The sequence below is a fragment of the Shewanella frigidimarina genome (genome assembly GCF_003797125.1).
GTDB lineage: Bacteria > Pseudomonadota > Gammaproteobacteria > Enterobacterales > Shewanellaceae > Shewanella > Shewanella frigidimarina.
Map to the genome: position 1 here is coordinate 131,934 of NZ_RKKE01000001.1, position 15,262 is coordinate 147,195.

Consider the following 15,262-nt stretch of genomic DNA (forward strand, 5'->3'; position numbering starts at 1 on the left):
CTTATTGTTGCTTTTTTTATTGATTCTTTATGCAAGTGTGACAAAACTGACCGATAAATGCATATTTTTTGTGTATCAATAATTGTCGCCCTTTGTATATGCGGATCATTGATTAACAAGGATAAGTGAATTCGCTAGAGGAAGTGGATAAAGAAGCAATGCAGTGAAAATTGAAATGAAATAGAAACCGCCGGTATTAGACTGACGGTTTATCTGTTTTGTGGCGGGCCAACTTACACGAGCAAAACGCGATTAATGACCAAATTTAACTCTTACACCTGCGTTAGCAATAAAGCCATCGTTACGTGACCAGATATCGGTAGTCCATTGGCCGCTAGGCGATCTATTAGGCAGTAACATTGGATGTTCATCGGTTTGTTTTACATCGAGTAAGTTTTCTAAGTTAATAAACCAACTGACTCTGCCCACAGTAATTTCGCCCATTAAACCAAGATGCCAATAAGGGTTGGTTTCATCAATATAAGGGTTATCGTTAACGTTTTGGGTGCCGGTATAATAAGCTTCAAAGCCAGCTCTAAAGCAGCCATGTTGCTCCCACATAGCGACAAAACCACCAGAATGACGTGGTGTTAAGGCAATAGCTCTACGGCCTTGGCCATCGGGCGACACTTCAGTTGCGTCTAAATACAAGTAACTTGCGGTCAACTTAACATCGCCCAAATAGTAACGCAGCAACACTTCAGAACCACGGATCTGACTTTCGCCGGGTGCATTAACTAACCTAACAGCGTCTAAGGAACCATCATTATTGACAGAGAAAGCCTCTAACCCCGTGACGTTATCCACATTCGAGCCAAACAAAGTCAAACTCGTTTCCACATCATCAAAGGTATAACTCACATCAAGCGATGCCGTTTTAGCGCGCTCTTCTTGTAAGTTGTCAATCGGCGCTAATCTTGATAATCCTGCGGCCTCAATCTCTTCAACAAACGGCGTAGGGGCAAAGTAGCCCTCCCCATAAGAGCCTCTTATGGTTAAGTCACTTGGGCGATAAAGCACCGATACTCTTGGGCTAAATTGAGTACCATATTCACTGTTCTCATCAATGCGCGCACTGTAAGATGTGGTGATTTGGTCTGTCAGCTCATAATCAAGTTGAGCAAATGCACCCGGCACTTTATAAGAATAATCGAACTCAGGGTACGTGTCAGAGGCAAAGATTTCAGACTGATACGCTAAACCAACAACCCAATCACTGTTATCGGTATAACCCGCTATGCTATTTTCAAGTAAATAACTCTCGTGTTGGTCTTCTTCTACATCGGCACCATATACATGCACATGATCTTGTACCATCGCCGATGCGCGTGTATTAAACGTCAACGACTCTAATAACGGCATACTAAACACCAGGCCGCCATCAAGCCTATCGGAATCTTGCGATTGTTCAAACGAAGTACCATCAGCGACCGTGTTATCACCTAAAGTACCGCCAGTACGTTGCTCGGTCATAAACCCGCTAGTCACATACAGTGTTTGTCCTTCTTGTCCTTCCCAAAATAATCGCGGACGAACAGTGTATCGCTCATAACCTGCCAAATCGATCCAGCCGTCATTATCAATATCTTGCTTGTCTTGATAATGAGCTCCTGCCGTCACCGAGCCTTTTACATTCTCGCTCAATGGCGACTCAAAATAGGTGGTCACATCCTGACCATCGCGCGTGGTTGCATTGACCAACACTTCACCACTGAGTTCATCGCCAGGCGTTCGAGACACAAGGTTAATTACCCCGCCGAGTGCTGAACCACCATAAAGTGATGATGCCGAACCTTTAATAATTTCAACGCGACTTAGATCAGTCGGCGGCACTTGCAACAAACCAATCGACCCTGCTTGATTACCGTACAGCGGTAAACCATCTGCCAGTAATTGGGTATAACGACCATACAAGCCTTGTAGGCGAATATTGGCACTGCCTAACGCCGGAGACGTTGTTTGTAATCTTATCCCACCCGTTTCAGCCACCAGCATAGAAATATTACCTGGTCTCATCGCTGCTTTTTCTTCAATCTCTTCGCGGTTAATCACCTCAACTCGAATAGGTTGTTCATCGGCAATCCGCCCAGAGCGAGTAGCTTGTATGACAATGGTTTCCATTTCTTCTTCGTGTTCATGCTCGTGTTCATCCACATCCGCTTTTGGGGCATTATACTCAGAATGTTCAGGATTTTTACTGTGACTTTCACTGTGGCTCTCACTGTCATTCTTACTGTAATTTGCACTCTGCCCAGACGTATTTATCGAGTCATCCACCATACTGGCTTCACTCACCCCAATAACACCTAGCGACAAAATTAATGACGCCGCGGAATAACTCAACATACAACTTCCTTTTAACAACACATTATCGAAAAATGATATGCTTAAGCTTAAAGGTTACAGCCACTGGAAGGTCAATATGAAAATAAGTGAATTGGCATCAATTGCCCAGGTATCGGTTAAAACCATCCGATATTATGAGCAAATTGGTCTACTCTCCCCGCCAATCCGTACCAGTAATGGCTATCGTCATTACCAAGAAAAAGACATCGAGACATTGGTATTTATAAGACGATGCAGAGAATTAAACATCGGACTCGATGACATCAAGCGCTTAGTTGATACACAACAAGACCCGAAATCGTCGTGCGCATTAGTCGACAACATCATTGCCGAACAACTTGCCCGCATCCAACAAACCCAGCGAGAATTGGCATTACTAGAACAATCATTAGCCGCACTCGCGAGCTGCTGTAAAAGCCATCAGATCAAGGATTGCAGTATTTTACAGACGCTGAAATCGGCTTAGGCTAAAACGAATGTAATGACTTTTTTAATCATTAAATAAGGGCTTGTTGCGCTTTACTGCATGCATCTAAACGACTATTATTCGGGTTTATTAGGTATTGAGTATACAGTACTACCGCTCTCGATATAATTAACATAGCTACCCGAGGTCGCCATAGACATATCTTTAAGATTGGTCAGTTGCTGTATCTCCAGGCTAAACTTCTCTGGACGAGTAACAGCAACGGTCCAGTCTCTACCTCTGACACCAACTCCGCGAGTCCGCACCTCTCCGCCTATCTCGACCAGATAATTAAGTACACCCGCACCATCGAGTATCTTGGCAACACGATCTACGCCATATCCTTTCGCCACAGCCGAAGGATTTATCTCTAGCCCTCGAATCACTTTCGTAATGGCTTTCGAGCTCAGGGTAAATCCATCCATGCCTGTTTTCGATCGAGCCAACTCCAGCTGACCACGATCTTTATTCTGCAGATCTCTGGCCTTAACACCAACCCCCCAGAACTCAATCACTGGCCCTAATGTCACATCGAACGCCCCATAGGTTTGTGAAGATATCGTCTTTGAAATCTGTAATACATCCCTTAGACGCTCAGATACCAGAATAGGGTTTCCAGTATCATTTAAATTCAATATAGATATTTCAGAATCTGAACGGTAAACTGACAGAGCGCTATTCACTCGCTCCAGTTCCTGCTCCACGAATGCCTTTATCTGCTGTTTCGTCGCTAGATTATTCTGCAGGCGCAACTGTATCGTGTAGGTCGTCCCCATCGTATTACCGGTTATCTGCTCGATATTGATATGCGCCCATGCCCGAGACTGGAACATATATGACACCAACAAGCACATCGTTAGGAGTTTCACACAAAGTTTCATATTAGCCTTCAAAACATTCCCTATACTCATAATAAAATATTCCGCTCACTAAGTTGAACGGAATACTTATTTTAAGCAGAAGCTATCGATTATTGTGCGGCAGCTTCTTTACCTGCAATACGGCCAAACACGGTAATATCGGTAATGGCATTACCACCCAAGCGGTTCGAACCATGGGTCATACCGGTAACTTCACCAGCTGCGAATAAACCAGCAATAACCTTACCTTGTGTATCTAGTACACGAGTATGGGTATCTGTCATCAAGCCACCCATAGTGTGATGAACAGAGGGCTTAGCCACCAGCATATAGAATGGAGGCTTCATGATAGTTTTTAGCCCACCACGATGATGGAACTCTTTATCATCACCCGCTTTAGCAAACTGATTTACACGTCCAACCTGAGCCATCAGCGCTTTTTCATCAACACCGAACTTTTGAGCCAACTCTTCGATTGAGTCTGCCTTAAACATCATGCCTTTACGGTTAAGCTCGGCGAACTCATCCTTATGCACACCGACAACACCGGCAATCTCTTCAATCTCACTCCCCCAAAGTACATAAGTCTGCTGATCGGTCTGGGCCAGAATTGCACGGCTGATAACATCACGACGCTCTAGTTCTTCGACGAAACGATGACCTTCCTTATTCACCAACAAGGCACCGAAGAAGCGCGAGTCGGCGATCAAAGAGATCGCTCCGCTATCGATATGACAGATAGGATAAGTCTGGATAGACTTCATGTTATGTGTTTGAGCGTTAAGCTTCTCGGCCATCACGATACCGTCACCCATGATCCCACGAGCATTAGTTGTACCGTAGCGGCTATCCAGTTCGGGGACATACTTGGTGCGCATCGCAACATTAGCACCGAAACCACCGGTTGCCATGATCACACCACGCTTGGCGTAATAAGTGAGTTGCTGTCCATTCTTCTCAGCTTCAACACCGATCACTCGTCCATTTTGATCTTTAATCAGCGCTGTTGCTGTCGTACGAGTATGGATAGGGATCTGCAGCTCATCGGTTTTTGCCATAAACTTACTGATCCACTCCGCGCCAGTATGGTTACGTGGGATCAGTGCACGCTTAACGCTGTGACCACCAAATTGGAATAGCTGATCCTTGTAAAAATCGACCTTAATATAATCCCTTAGCCACTCTGCGGCTGGTAATGCTTGCTCGGCCAAAATCTGTACCATCTCAGGATCACCCAAATAATCACCTCCCTTTAGGGTATCCTTGACAAACAGATCGATACTGTCTTCGATGCCCATCTTCTTCTGGACCCAGTTACCTGGCACGTTCATCTGACCACCGGTGATCAAGCTGTTACCACCAACCGTTGGCATTTTTTCGATAATCACTACGCTAGCACCAGCATTTTTAGCCGTGATCGCGGCGCTGAAACCTGCACCGCCTGAACCTATGATAACGACATCGAAATTTTGTTCACTGGCAACTAGTTCTGCCGATTTATCACTGCTCTTGACCATACCGGCAACTAAGGTAACGCCAGCTGTGGTAAGAGAGCTCTCAACAGCCTTTCTAAATGCACCACTGGTGATCGTCGCGCCACTGATGCCATCGACCTCGGTACTGTTATTGGCAATCATTGCATCTTTCATTTCGGTAAATACCGACGCCGCCAATACCTTATTTTCATTCTGTTTCAGGATACTGATATCGACCAACTTGCCATTTTTAGTTTCGGTCTGAACCTGAATTTCTCCATGCTTACCGAATGCAGAACCTTCGCTCTTCGTTAACTGGTCGCTCTCTTTAAGTGAGCAGCCCATGACCAGAGCGACAATTGCACTGGCGATAATTGTTTTTTTAATCACTTTGTTATTCCTATTAGATCAATCCGATATTAGAAGGTAAAACCAACCGCTACGCCATATTCGATGCCATCATTAGGCGCTGAACCCCAGCTATCGAAATGGGTCATGTGCAACTTGGTATAGAATGACTCCGTCATACTTGTCTTTAATGTGGTGATGAGCTGATGTCCGTAGCTGTCATAACCTAAGGTGCTCATATGGTCTTCATCACGGTCGATCTGCCCTTCATAGTTGACAGATAACGAATGCTTAAGCCCCATTGCAGAAAATGGGTAACTGGCATTAATCACCGCGGCATAACCACTAATCCCATCGAAATTTTCCCCGGTTGGATCAAAATGAGCAACAGAGTAGTTCAGACCGATACCGGCATTGATAAAGAGATCGCCATACTTACGGTTAGTGGTCACACCCAGATATAGGTTGTCTTCCATCACTGTACGGTTAGAGACCAAGAAATTCTGTCCCCATAAGTTGTAACTTGTATCAGAGATCTGCTTATCAATAATAAACAGGGACTTTACGGTCAGCTTTCCATCTGCACCGTGTTGAGCTTCTTTCACCTCACCCGGGTTCTCAAGCTTCACATAAGCCAATAGCGTGCCCCAGTCTGCTTTATTGAAATGCGTCAATTTAACAAAAGGTTGGTCATATGCCCCACCGTTATCAGACTTAGTATCAGAGGTGTACGCCTTATATCCCAAATCGACTGATGTTGCTGACATTGCAGGTGCTATCACTAAAGCGGCTAATGCTGTGACAAGTTGCTTTTTCATCAAAATATTCCTTATTTGTAAGATTTCCATATAGGATAAATGAATAATTAATATTCTTTGTGAGCCAGATCTTGTAATAGTTTTAGTTCATGTAATGTGTGTGGGTTAGAGAAGTAAAACTGCCAAAAATACGTTTAAATATAAAAATGAAAATATATAAATAATAACTATGTGAAAATTACGTAAAAATAAAAAGCATCGAAATATTACTTTGTGAAAATTACGTCAAAATATCGAGCGTCATAAATATATATCTAAACCATAAATAAAAATTCAGTCACTTATTAAATAAGTAACATTGAAATCTAAATATAAGAATAAATATGGAATTAACAGTCAGTGATAAGAATAAAATTTTAGAGAGGGTGTTAAGACAATGAAGTGCGTTTAGAGACTCTCACTTCAATATAGTGGACACTCCATGCCAACTAGCAAACTGTCATAATCAAGATAAGACTCAGATCAAGTGGGCCGTATGATGAGCGTAGCCCTGAAGGAGTTATGGTCATTACTGGTTGAATAGTGCCAATTGAGCTGTTTTGCTAACCGTTCTACCAACATCAATCCCAGACCAAAGCCGCTGGAGTTATGCAGGGACAAGGGATTAATAATATCGATTCGATTGCCAGCCTGAACAATAGAGATACCTTTAGCACCATGCTCTAAACTATTGCGCACCAAGTTGTTCAAAACGATAGTCAGCGGCTCCTTGAGTACGAACAGTTCGGTTTCATCGCACTTTAGATCGACCGGGACATCACTCCCTTGAGCGAACTTTTGATCATAGATGATACTCTCCAACAACTTTGCCAACTTCACATTACTGCTGTCCATCGGGCTACAGTCAGAACTCATTAACCAAAGTAGTGTCTCGGTAATCGATTGCATCTGAGTTGTTGCCTGACTGGCATGTAAGGTAGGGCCTGTGAGTTTCCCTTGTTGCAGGGTCAGAATATCGAATGAAGACTGACATATGGCGATAGGAGTTCTGAGCTCATGGCTTGCAAAACGCAGGAAAGAGAGCTCCCGCTGTTGTGCCTCTTTGAGCTGTTTGATTGAACTATCCAAGGCATCGACTATCGACTGAAGTTCGGCATAGCATTGTTTAGGAAAACGCAATTGCTGCATATTTTGCCAATCATGCTGCTTTATCGCGCGGCTGATCTGATGAACCGGCGAAATCACGCGGCTCTGTAGATACCAGGCCAGAATAGCGTTTACGGTGAATGTCATGATAACTAGCAGGCAGATAGCAGCCATATTTTTCGGCGCAAATTCAAGATCGTGTGTTGCATTATAATGTAGCCAAACATAGCTCTCTTTACCGTTATCTCCCTGATGCAACATCAGGGCATCGATAAACTGCCCATCTGTATGCTGGTGTTTTACATTTTGTGGAGCATCAGGAGCAACGCCTCCATTAATCGCCTTAACCCTATTAGGTACCGACTCCCAACTGGGAAATACTGTGAGATTGTCTGTTTGAAATGTTTTATTTTTGGGAGTGGTATAGAGCTCAGCCGCTTGAGCAGCATTTCTCATGGTAATTTCATGCATGCTGAACATACCTGTACACATCATGCACAAGGGGATAAAACTATTGATGATTAAGGTTATCGCCAGAAAACATAAGCCATACACCTGATAAACACGTTTCAAACTGAGTTTAGGCTTCATCTGTGACTACCTTCAAACATAAGCCTATTCCCCTAATCGTATGGATAAATTTTTGCTCGAATGGCTTATCGACAATTTTCCGCAGCAGATGAATGTGGCTACGCAAGCTATCACTATCTGGCAAACTATCGGGCCACAGCATCCGTTCGATCTCCTCCCGCTCGACAGTTTCAGGACTCCGACGGGCCAATAGAGTCAGGATCTGCCATCCAGTGCGAGATAATAACAATAACTGTCCCTTTCTGTGCACATGATGTCTGGCAAAATCAAATTCAAGATCACCGATGGTAAGTATTTTCGGTGACGGACGCCTCTGAGATACGACCCTAAGACGCGCAACTAACTCAGCCATGGCAAAAGGTTTAACCAGATAGTCATCGGCGCCGACCTCAAAACCTGACAACCTATCCTGTAGTGTGCTCCTCGCGGTAAGCATAATGATCGGTGAGATTATGCACTGATCTTTCCACTTTTTACATGCGGTAATACCATCGCCATCGGGCAAGTTCAGATCGAGAATTATCGCGTCGAAAGTTAGACCGAATATGATCTGTTCAGCTTGAGTGAGTGTCTCTGCATAATCACACTCGATCTCATTGAGCTCCAAATAATGAATAATATTCTTGGCCAGCAAGCGATTATCTTCGACGAGGAGAACTAACATGCGCTATATAATTTCCAGTTGATGTGCTATATGAACTAAATTAGCCCTGTTACTGGCAGACAATTTATTTCTTATGGATTCAAGATGATATTCCACACCGCGAACAGTAATATGAAGCTCCTGTGAGATTTCATGATTATGGAGTCCCGTCGCTGCCATTTTCAGTGCCTTGATTGCCGTTTGGTTAAATAAGTTACATTGCCGAAAAGGGTTTATTTCATTATGAAAATGCTCAAATAGACTCATCTGAGCTTGTTTAAGTGTGGTCTCTAAACCAGTAACATTTATTTCATCGTAGGTGTGTTTAGATAGCAGGGTAAACCTACCAGCCCAGGCATCCGATGCAAAGTGTTTCAGCGGCCAACTCAGGACAGTGTTGACGCCATAACGATTAAAGAGTTTTTGAGCTTTATTCGGCTGGCCATTTTCGCACAGAATATAACAATAAGGGGATTCGAGTCGCAAGGCTTCGCCAAAGTTAATGTCCGTAGGCGCGACGCGTGTCACGTATTGTTCATGTAGCTGCTGAACCTTTGGTGATGAAGCGAACACACCACCACGACCTCGAAGTATCCTTCGGGTCAACAAGCTCTTTCGGCTGTTCTGTAGATAGTCTTGATAGGCACTAATGGCGATTCCCTGGAACCAGAATCCTGCGAAGCCATGCTCGGCAAAAGGAGGCTTCATGCTATTGAGAATACTATCTGCCAGAAACCTGCTTTGAGCGGGTTCGCTTTCCGACAATAGTGTTATTTTTTCCATTTTACCGCCATCTCATACTCAATCAGAACTATTCACGATGACTTTCAGTCCAAAGTTACCTGAAAACAGTGACGAAAACCAAGTTGACTCAATTTAGGATTACAATTTGTTAAACTTATGGCTGTAATCTTACTCAAATAGCGTTAACCGATACAGTTTAATAATGAGGATGTTTTAACTACACAACAAAAACAAAAAAATTAAATTTATGACTTCCTATTTTGACGTAATTTTGACATGTCATACTTTATAATTATATATGATTATATTTTTCAAATTGGATTGAATACTCGATTCAACATTAAATATATATCCGTAATGATTGCCATCCTTGCGTACTTTTTCTACTAAATCTATTCAGATTCAGCCTGCTGATATGATTTTTCATATTTTATTGAATACTGCTGATGTCATATCAGCGGGCTAGGCTCAATTTATATTTGTAAGTTGATTTTTAGGTTGGCAACATTCACAGCTGGCAGAAAATAGCAGATATGGATTACACATTTATTTTTGAAAAACACCGCAACTCGTAATATATTCAAGCTCATGTGACTAAGCGGGGGGGGGGGGAGATCGCGAACGTTTTACATGCAGAGTTAGTATGTTTTTAAAACTTAATTTGTTCTGTACGCCATCACTTCATGAATAATTGAAAGTGATTCAGTATTTAAATTATTTATTGCGAGCAAAAAACGCACACTCATGCGGTTGCCCTGTGTGACTATGGCAGGACAGATTATTAATGCTCCGAGATCGTTGTATATCGGGAAAGCATCTTCACCCATCCTTGCATCGAGGATCCTGTGCATTGATTCTATCCGCGCGCGCGCTGAAGGCTATTCATTGTACTATGCTAAAAAACTAATATTATATGAAGTGTTATATGCTGTGAGGTAATAATTTAAATCAACACAAACAAAAATTGATTGAAAAATTTTAACTACACTATAGTTATTGGAACAGTTAAAAACATTAATTGAGGAAAACAAGGATGTTGATTATCAAATTTATTTTATTGTGTTCAATGGTATTTATGCCCACGTTACATGCCGGAGAAACTTGGAAGATAACATCACTAGAATGGCCTCCTTATGCTGGATCAAAAGTAGAACATCAGGGACATTCAATTCAGAAATTAAGAAAACTGTTACAAAAGCAAGATATCACTCTTATCGTTGAGTTTTATCCTTGGAAAAGGTCTAAATATTTAGTAGAAACCAATAATGAATATATCGGAATTTTTCCTGCGTGGCCTGAAGATGTATTTGATGGGGCTATAATTTCTCCGGCAGTTGATTGGTCAGAAATAGCCATCTTAAAAATCCCAGACAAAGTCGTTAGTTTTGACAGTATTGATGAGTTATTTGAAAAATATTCAGTCGGAATTGTTAGCACATACCATTATCCAAAAATTATTGATAACGCGATTAAAAAATATCCACATAACGTAGAACGTGCGTCGAATGAATTATCGTTGTTAAAAAAACTATTAGCTGGTCGAGGAGATGTGGCGATTACCGATCCTATAGTCATGCAATATTTGTCTAAACAAGAATGGTCTTCCAAGATAGAAACTGTGTCTATAATTATGGAAAAAGAATTAGTGCTAGCTTTCAGAGATGATGAAGAAAATAGGCAACGTTTAAAGCTGTTAACAAAACTATTGAAAGAAAATGAAGTGTTTTAAACATTTATACTTTATAATTATATTTTACAAATTGGATCGAATACTCGATTCAACATTAAATATATATCCGTAATGATTGCCATCCTTGCGTACTTTTTCTACTAAATATATTCAGATTCGGCCTGCTGATATGATTTTCATATTTTGTTGAATACTGCTGATGTCATATCAGCGGGCTAGGCCCAATTTATATTTGTAAGTTGATTTTTAGGTTGGCAACATTCACAGCTGGCAGAAAATAACAGATATTGATTACACATTTATTTTTGAAAAACACCGCAACTCGTAATATATTCAAGCTCATGTGACTAAGGCAGGACAGATTATTTGCTCCGTGATCGTTGTATATCAGGAAAGCATCTTCACTCATCCTTGCATCGAGGATCCTGTGCATTGATTCTATCCCCGCTTGCTTGTTCTGTTCTATGCTCAAGAACTAATGTTATATGAAGTGTTATATGCTGTGAGGTAGTAATTTAAATCAACATAACCAAAAATCGATTGAAAAATTTTAACTACACTATCGTTATTGGAACAATTAAAAACGGCAAATATAAAAATTCAAACTATGATATAGAAAAAACCCATAAAATCAAAAGCTTACATGGAATAGGTTGGGGCTATTTTACCGATTTTCTTGAGCTCCCACTATTTAACTGATTTTATTGAACTTTTTATCATTATCAATCAATGATTGAGACTGAAAACCGCCAAAACGTCCTCCAATGAGACACTATTGTCTGAGGTAAAAAGAGGAATATAGTCACTATCACCTGCTTTATGCGGATCATTTCAAGTCCATCCCCCCTTTCTTGGCTCTTAAACGGTACTTTTTTGCTCGTTATTCACACAATTTATCACGCCATAATCGACAATGTGTTAACATTATCTCATCACTTATCGCGCCATAAAGAGGGCTCACTCATGAACGCCACGCTCAGTTATTGGATGCCGTTTATCTCAATAGGGATCGTTATCATCGGTGGTTTACTCATGGGGATCTACCACATCGTCACTTTTAATTCCTTTAAAGCGAAACAAGCGATTAGTCACAAAGAAGTCAATAATACCCCTGAGGGGTGAGTCATCGTCACTATTCGTTTGGCATCAAACTCACTTCTGGACAGTGGTTAACATCACTTTAGATCATGCTTAAAATGACAATGTCACTACGGGATGAAAAACACATTTTAAATGGGTATACCTAATCATGAACAAAAAGCCGATACCTAAGGACACGTTAAGAAGTAACATAGCAAATGCTCCAGACTTAGGTGCTTGCGAGGGGTTAATGTTCGATAATATTTTTGAAGTAGTAGATAAAGATAAAGCGATTTTTCTCAAAAAAAGCTCAGATTTGTGTATTGGTGTCAGAGATATTTTGACTGCATGCCAGATCTCGAATGCTGCCGAGCATAAGCTAGCCTTGAAGCGAATTGAACAATTATGGAATGCAAAACCTGATACAGGACTGGGAAATGAACTAGATAATTTAGTTGACATTGTTTGCCAGTATGAAGAGCAATTCTTGAGCTAGAGCTGAGGACACCAGATCTGGCACTTAGCTCTCTTTAACTACCCCTTTGGCGTGCACTCGCTTCTCATAAGCTTTTCTGTATTTGTTCAGTTACATCATTCATATTTGATACGCCTTGATATATCACAAATCAACTAATATATATCAAACCACATCAAGAAAGGCGAAGTGACTCAACATTGATATGTTAAAATACATCATCAACTCACCAATCGTTTTTTCGACTCAAAGAACAACTTAATTGACGTCTAATATCGAAAGCAACTACTGCATGGTGAAGTTGGCGAGTTTATATACATATTCTTTTGAGGATATCGCCAAGATATGCTGTTGGGCAGCATGTTAGAAGAATTAAGCAGCAAACCAACAGATAAATTGGAGTAGATATCCGAACCTTAAAAAGCAATTTTTGGTTGGAGAAAACTTTTTGGTCTGATGGATATTTTGCTTGTCCAGTCGGCAATGCAACCCATCAATATACTATCCGTTTTTGACAATTAGAGAACCTCACAGCAGTGTATTACTCAAGCACGTTATAACATTTAGCTGCCTGATAGATTATACAAAGGAAAAGGCCTAGCAGATGAAGTTTGTCCTCTAGCGAGCTTACGAGTTCCTAGGATCACGCTCTTTTACTTAGGGCGTTCTGTGGTCACAAAATGGCGCTTGACTTTTTGAGCATAAATCGTGTCAATAAATAGTGTAATAGCTATTTTATGTGCTAATATTGTTTCAATAAATTAGTTTTACACTCTTTATTGAACCGAAATGGATGCATTATGCCTAAAGCAATTACAATTCAAATTAACTACGCTTTTGAGTGGCATGATGTTGCGACTATCGAGTTTGCAGAACACCTTGATTCAAGCTTTTGTCGACTGGACTATGAAACAGATCATGTGTTTGCACACTATAATGATTTTGCAGAAACCGCAACCAGCGTCACTTTGCCAAACGACACCATGCCCTATCGAAATAATACAAACTGGTTTCGTTTTTTAGATGACATTATTCCCGCAGGCTCAAGTCGTAAATATTGGCTACGAACACTGCGCTTGCTCGATGAAGATAAGCTTACCAGGAATTTTATCCTGTTATCTCAAGGTACTATCGCACCGATAGGCAATATCAGGGTGAAAGAGTCGGTACCTGCTATTATTATTAACCCAATACCAGTAACGTTTAGCGTTGAGGATGTCTGTAGGCTTGAAGTCGACTTTATCGAATACGCACAGGCCAATGGAGCCGCTGCCGGCGGTGCGTCTGGTGCTGGTGGTGCGGCGCCTAAATTACTTCTTCGTTGTGATCCAGATGACAGAGTGTGGATCGATACCTTTCAAGATAATCCAAGCAATATAGACACCCGATACTTAGTTAAATTTCCAAGAGGAAGCGCAAGTATCGACCACGATATTTTAAGGGCTGAGTTTCACTTCTATCACGAACTTAACGCGCTTGGTTTCGATACTATACCCATTGATGAAATGCGGTTGATAGAGAGCGAGCGAGGTCCATCACTTTGGTTGCCAAGGTTCGATGTTGCAACAATAGGCAATAAACAGCAATTGCTTGGTATGGAGTCAGTTTACTCTGTCTTAGATATTGCTCCAGCGACTATGATGGAGCATGGCGAGGTGATCCGCGCTTTGATAGAAGTGTTTACTTTAAAAAGCGATAACAGTGAAACAACAACGTTTCTCGATGCAGAGGATGGAATAGCAGCGTTTGTTATCGAGTGGGTTCGCAGGGACTTGCTTAATATTGCTTTTGGTAATTCCGATAATCACGGTCGTAATACGTCATTCATCAAGCAGAACAATCGCGTATCCCTCGCGCCTATCTACGACTTTGCCCCCATGAAAGCCGATCCAGAAGTGATATCAAGGACTTTTATATGGGGGGCGGGCCTTGAATTAGGTGGACAATATGACTTTGTTAAAATCGCTAATAGTCTTGCAGATCTTATTGAGCCAAAAGCCCTTTTAGATGCATTGGCTCAAACAGCAATAGAATTAGTTGAACTCAAGCAAAGGCTGGGAAACCGAGGTGTTCCCCAGTCTATTCTCTCTTTCCCAAGTATGGGGTATGAAAATTTAGAGAAGAAATTCAAAACCTGGAAACTACTATGACAGAAAAGGCCAAAATGTTAGCCCAAGATAATCGTCATGGCCGACTACCACTTGCTGCTAAGCGTAAAAAATTGCCGAGCTCTGTCAAAGATGAGCTTATGAAAAGTATTTGCATTGAGCTTATTACCAGTCAGATCACGACGGGTAAGGCTTTGCAAAGGTTGCGTACTGAAATGCTATTCGCTAATCAAGAGCAATATGCCAAAATGGTTGGCATTACAAGGAAGGCATTATCTGAGATTGAGGGAGATAAATCGAAAGCTAGCGCATTAGTTTTAGGCAAAGCCCTAAGGGGGGTTGGACTGGAGTTATTAGTCTTACCAAGAGATAAGTTTTTACAGGGTGAAATCATCAGTTATCAAAGCGCAACTGATGGTTCTGGCGCAAAAGCATACCGGGATGATAATTTGTAGGGATCTAGCAGGGCGCTTCACTTCTAAGCCCGTCCTCAGGCGAGCTTGCGAGTTCCTAGGACCTTCAGTCGCTGCTA

Annotated in this window: 13 protein-coding genes and 1 pseudogene; 6 read left to right on the forward strand and 8 right to left on the reverse strand. The window is 41.6% G+C overall.

Annotated features, from left to right (window positions below; all coding sequences use genetic code 11):
• Positions 1-252: 252 nt before the first annotated feature.
• A complete protein-coding gene (locus tag EGC86_RS00540; protein ID WP_123776302.1) occupies positions 253-2,346 on the reverse strand; it encodes a TonB-dependent receptor plug domain-containing protein in 2,094 nt (697 codons plus the stop codon).
• A gap of 76 nt (positions 2,347-2,422) precedes the next feature.
• On the opposite strand from EGC86_RS00540, the gene EGC86_RS00545 reads away from it, so the two are divergent.
• Complete coding sequence (locus tag EGC86_RS00545) at positions 2,423-2,812, forward strand: Cd(II)/Pb(II)-responsive transcriptional regulator (protein ID WP_011638267.1); 390 nt, start codon at positions 2,423-2,425, stop codon at positions 2,810-2,812.
• Between the two features lie 77 nt (positions 2,813-2,889).
• Here the strand turns inward: EGC86_RS00545 and EGC86_RS00550 are convergent, their stop codons facing one another.
• The 6 genes from EGC86_RS00550 to EGC86_RS00575 all read right to left on the reverse strand — a co-directional run bounded on the left by EGC86_RS00550 (position 2,890) and on the right by EGC86_RS00575 (position 9,416).
• On the reverse strand, positions 2,890-3,645 hold the full coding sequence (locus tag EGC86_RS00550; RefSeq protein WP_245423080.1) for an FAD:protein FMN transferase: 756 nt from the start codon (positions 3,643-3,645) through the stop codon (positions 2,890-2,892).
• A gap of 137 nt (positions 3,646-3,782) precedes the next feature.
• The gene (locus EGC86_RS00555; RefSeq protein WP_123776303.1) at positions 3,783-5,537 is read right to left on the reverse strand and encodes a flavocytochrome c; all 1,755 of its coding nucleotides are present in this window, start codon (positions 5,535-5,537) and stop codon (positions 3,783-3,785) included.
• Between the two features lie 29 nt (positions 5,538-5,566).
• Complete coding sequence (locus tag EGC86_RS00560) at positions 5,567-6,313, reverse strand: outer membrane protein OmpK (RefSeq protein ID WP_123776304.1); 747 nt, start codon at positions 6,311-6,313, stop codon at positions 5,567-5,569.
• 462 nt (positions 6,314-6,775) lie between these two features.
• Positions 6,776-7,990 (reverse strand): sensor histidine kinase, encoded by a 1,215-nt coding sequence (locus EGC86_RS00565; RefSeq protein ID WP_123776305.1) that lies wholly within the window; start codon positions 7,988-7,990, stop codon positions 6,776-6,778.
• On the reverse strand, positions 7,980-8,654 hold the full coding sequence (locus EGC86_RS00570; RefSeq protein ID WP_123776306.1) for a response regulator transcription factor: 675 nt from the start codon (positions 8,652-8,654) through the stop codon (positions 7,980-7,982). The genes EGC86_RS00565 and EGC86_RS00570 overlap by 11 nt, the downstream gene beginning before the upstream one ends.
• Before the next feature lie 3 nt (positions 8,655-8,657).
• Positions 8,658-9,416 (reverse strand): response regulator transcription factor, encoded by a 759-nt coding sequence (locus EGC86_RS00575; protein ID WP_123776307.1) that lies wholly within the window; start codon positions 9,414-9,416, stop codon positions 8,658-8,660.
• 994 nt (positions 9,417-10,410) lie between these two features.
• On the opposite strand from EGC86_RS00575, the gene EGC86_RS00580 reads away from it, so the two are divergent.
• Positions 10,411-11,106 (forward strand): type 2 periplasmic-binding domain-containing protein, encoded by a 696-nt coding sequence (locus EGC86_RS00580; protein WP_123776308.1) that lies wholly within the window; start codon positions 10,411-10,413, stop codon positions 11,104-11,106.
• 283 nt (positions 11,107-11,389) lie between these two features.
• Here EGC86_RS00580 and EGC86_RS21190 read toward each other — a convergent pair.
• A pseudogene (locus EGC86_RS21190) lies at positions 11,390-11,539 on the reverse strand (ISAs1 family transposase); the annotation flags it as partial.
• Between the two features lie 491 nt (positions 11,540-12,030).
• On the opposite strand from EGC86_RS21190, the gene EGC86_RS20835 reads away from it, so the two are divergent.
• The 4 genes from EGC86_RS20835 to EGC86_RS00605 all read left to right on the forward strand — a co-directional run bounded on the left by EGC86_RS20835 (position 12,031) and on the right by EGC86_RS00605 (position 15,185).
• Complete coding sequence (locus EGC86_RS20835) at positions 12,031-12,189, forward strand: hypothetical protein (protein ID WP_165872315.1); 159 nt, start codon at positions 12,031-12,033, stop codon at positions 12,187-12,189.
• Between the two features lie 127 nt (positions 12,190-12,316).
• Positions 12,317-12,643 carry a hypothetical protein gene (locus EGC86_RS00590; protein WP_123776309.1) on the forward strand — a complete coding sequence of 109 codons (327 nt, stop codon included), beginning with the start codon at positions 12,317-12,319 and terminating at the stop codon, positions 12,641-12,643.
• A 779-nt stretch (positions 12,644-13,422) separates the two neighbouring features.
• Positions 13,423-14,772: a type II toxin-antitoxin system HipA family toxin gene (locus tag EGC86_RS00600; protein WP_123776310.1), complete on the forward strand. Its 1,350-nt coding sequence runs from the start codon at positions 13,423-13,425 to the stop codon at positions 14,770-14,772.
• Positions 14,769-15,185: a helix-turn-helix domain-containing protein gene (locus EGC86_RS00605; protein ID WP_123776311.1), complete on the forward strand. Its 417-nt coding sequence runs from the start codon at positions 14,769-14,771 to the stop codon at positions 15,183-15,185. Before EGC86_RS00600 ends, EGC86_RS00605 begins: the two co-directional genes overlap by 4 nt.
• Positions 15,186-15,262 lie beyond the last annotated feature (77 nt).

What these genes read in the sequence shown, in the direction of transcription:
- EGC86_RS00540 (WP_123776302.1), bottom strand. Translation starts at nt 2,346, where the DNA reads ATGTTGAGTTATTCCGCGGCGTCATTAATTTTGTCGCTAGGTGTTATT.
- EGC86_RS00545 (WP_011638267.1), top strand. Translation starts at nt 2,423, where the DNA reads ATGAAAATAAGTGAATTGGCATCAATTGCCCAGGTATCGGTTAAAACC.
- EGC86_RS00550 (WP_245423080.1), bottom strand. Translation starts at nt 3,645, where the DNA reads ATGTTCCAGTCTCGGGCATGGGCGCATATCAATATCGAGCAGATAACC.
- EGC86_RS00560 (WP_123776304.1), bottom strand. Translation starts at nt 6,313, where the DNA reads ATGAAAAAGCAACTTGTCACAGCATTAGCCGCTTTAGTGATAGCACCT.
- EGC86_RS00565 (WP_123776305.1), bottom strand. Translation starts at nt 7,990, where the DNA reads ATGAAGCCTAAACTCAGTTTGAAACGTGTTTATCAGGTGTATGGCTTA.
- EGC86_RS00570 (WP_123776306.1), bottom strand. Translation starts at nt 8,654, where the DNA reads ATGTTAGTTCTCCTCGTCGAAGATAATCGCTTGCTGGCCAAGAATATT.
- EGC86_RS00575 (WP_123776307.1), bottom strand. Translation starts at nt 9,416, where the DNA reads ATGGAAAAAATAACACTATTGTCGGAAAGCGAACCCGCTCAAAGCAGG.
- EGC86_RS00580 (WP_123776308.1), top strand. Translation starts at nt 10,411, where the DNA reads ATGTTGATTATCAAATTTATTTTATTGTGTTCAATGGTATTTATGCCC.
- EGC86_RS20835 (WP_165872315.1), top strand. Translation starts at nt 12,031, where the DNA reads ATGAACGCCACGCTCAGTTATTGGATGCCGTTTATCTCAATAGGGATC.
- EGC86_RS00590 (WP_123776309.1), top strand. Translation starts at nt 12,317, where the DNA reads ATGAACAAAAAGCCGATACCTAAGGACACGTTAAGAAGTAACATAGCA.
- EGC86_RS00600 (WP_123776310.1), top strand. Translation starts at nt 13,423, where the DNA reads ATGCCTAAAGCAATTACAATTCAAATTAACTACGCTTTTGAGTGGCAT.
- EGC86_RS00605 (WP_123776311.1), top strand. Translation starts at nt 14,769, where the DNA reads ATGACAGAAAAGGCCAAAATGTTAGCCCAAGATAATCGTCATGGCCGA.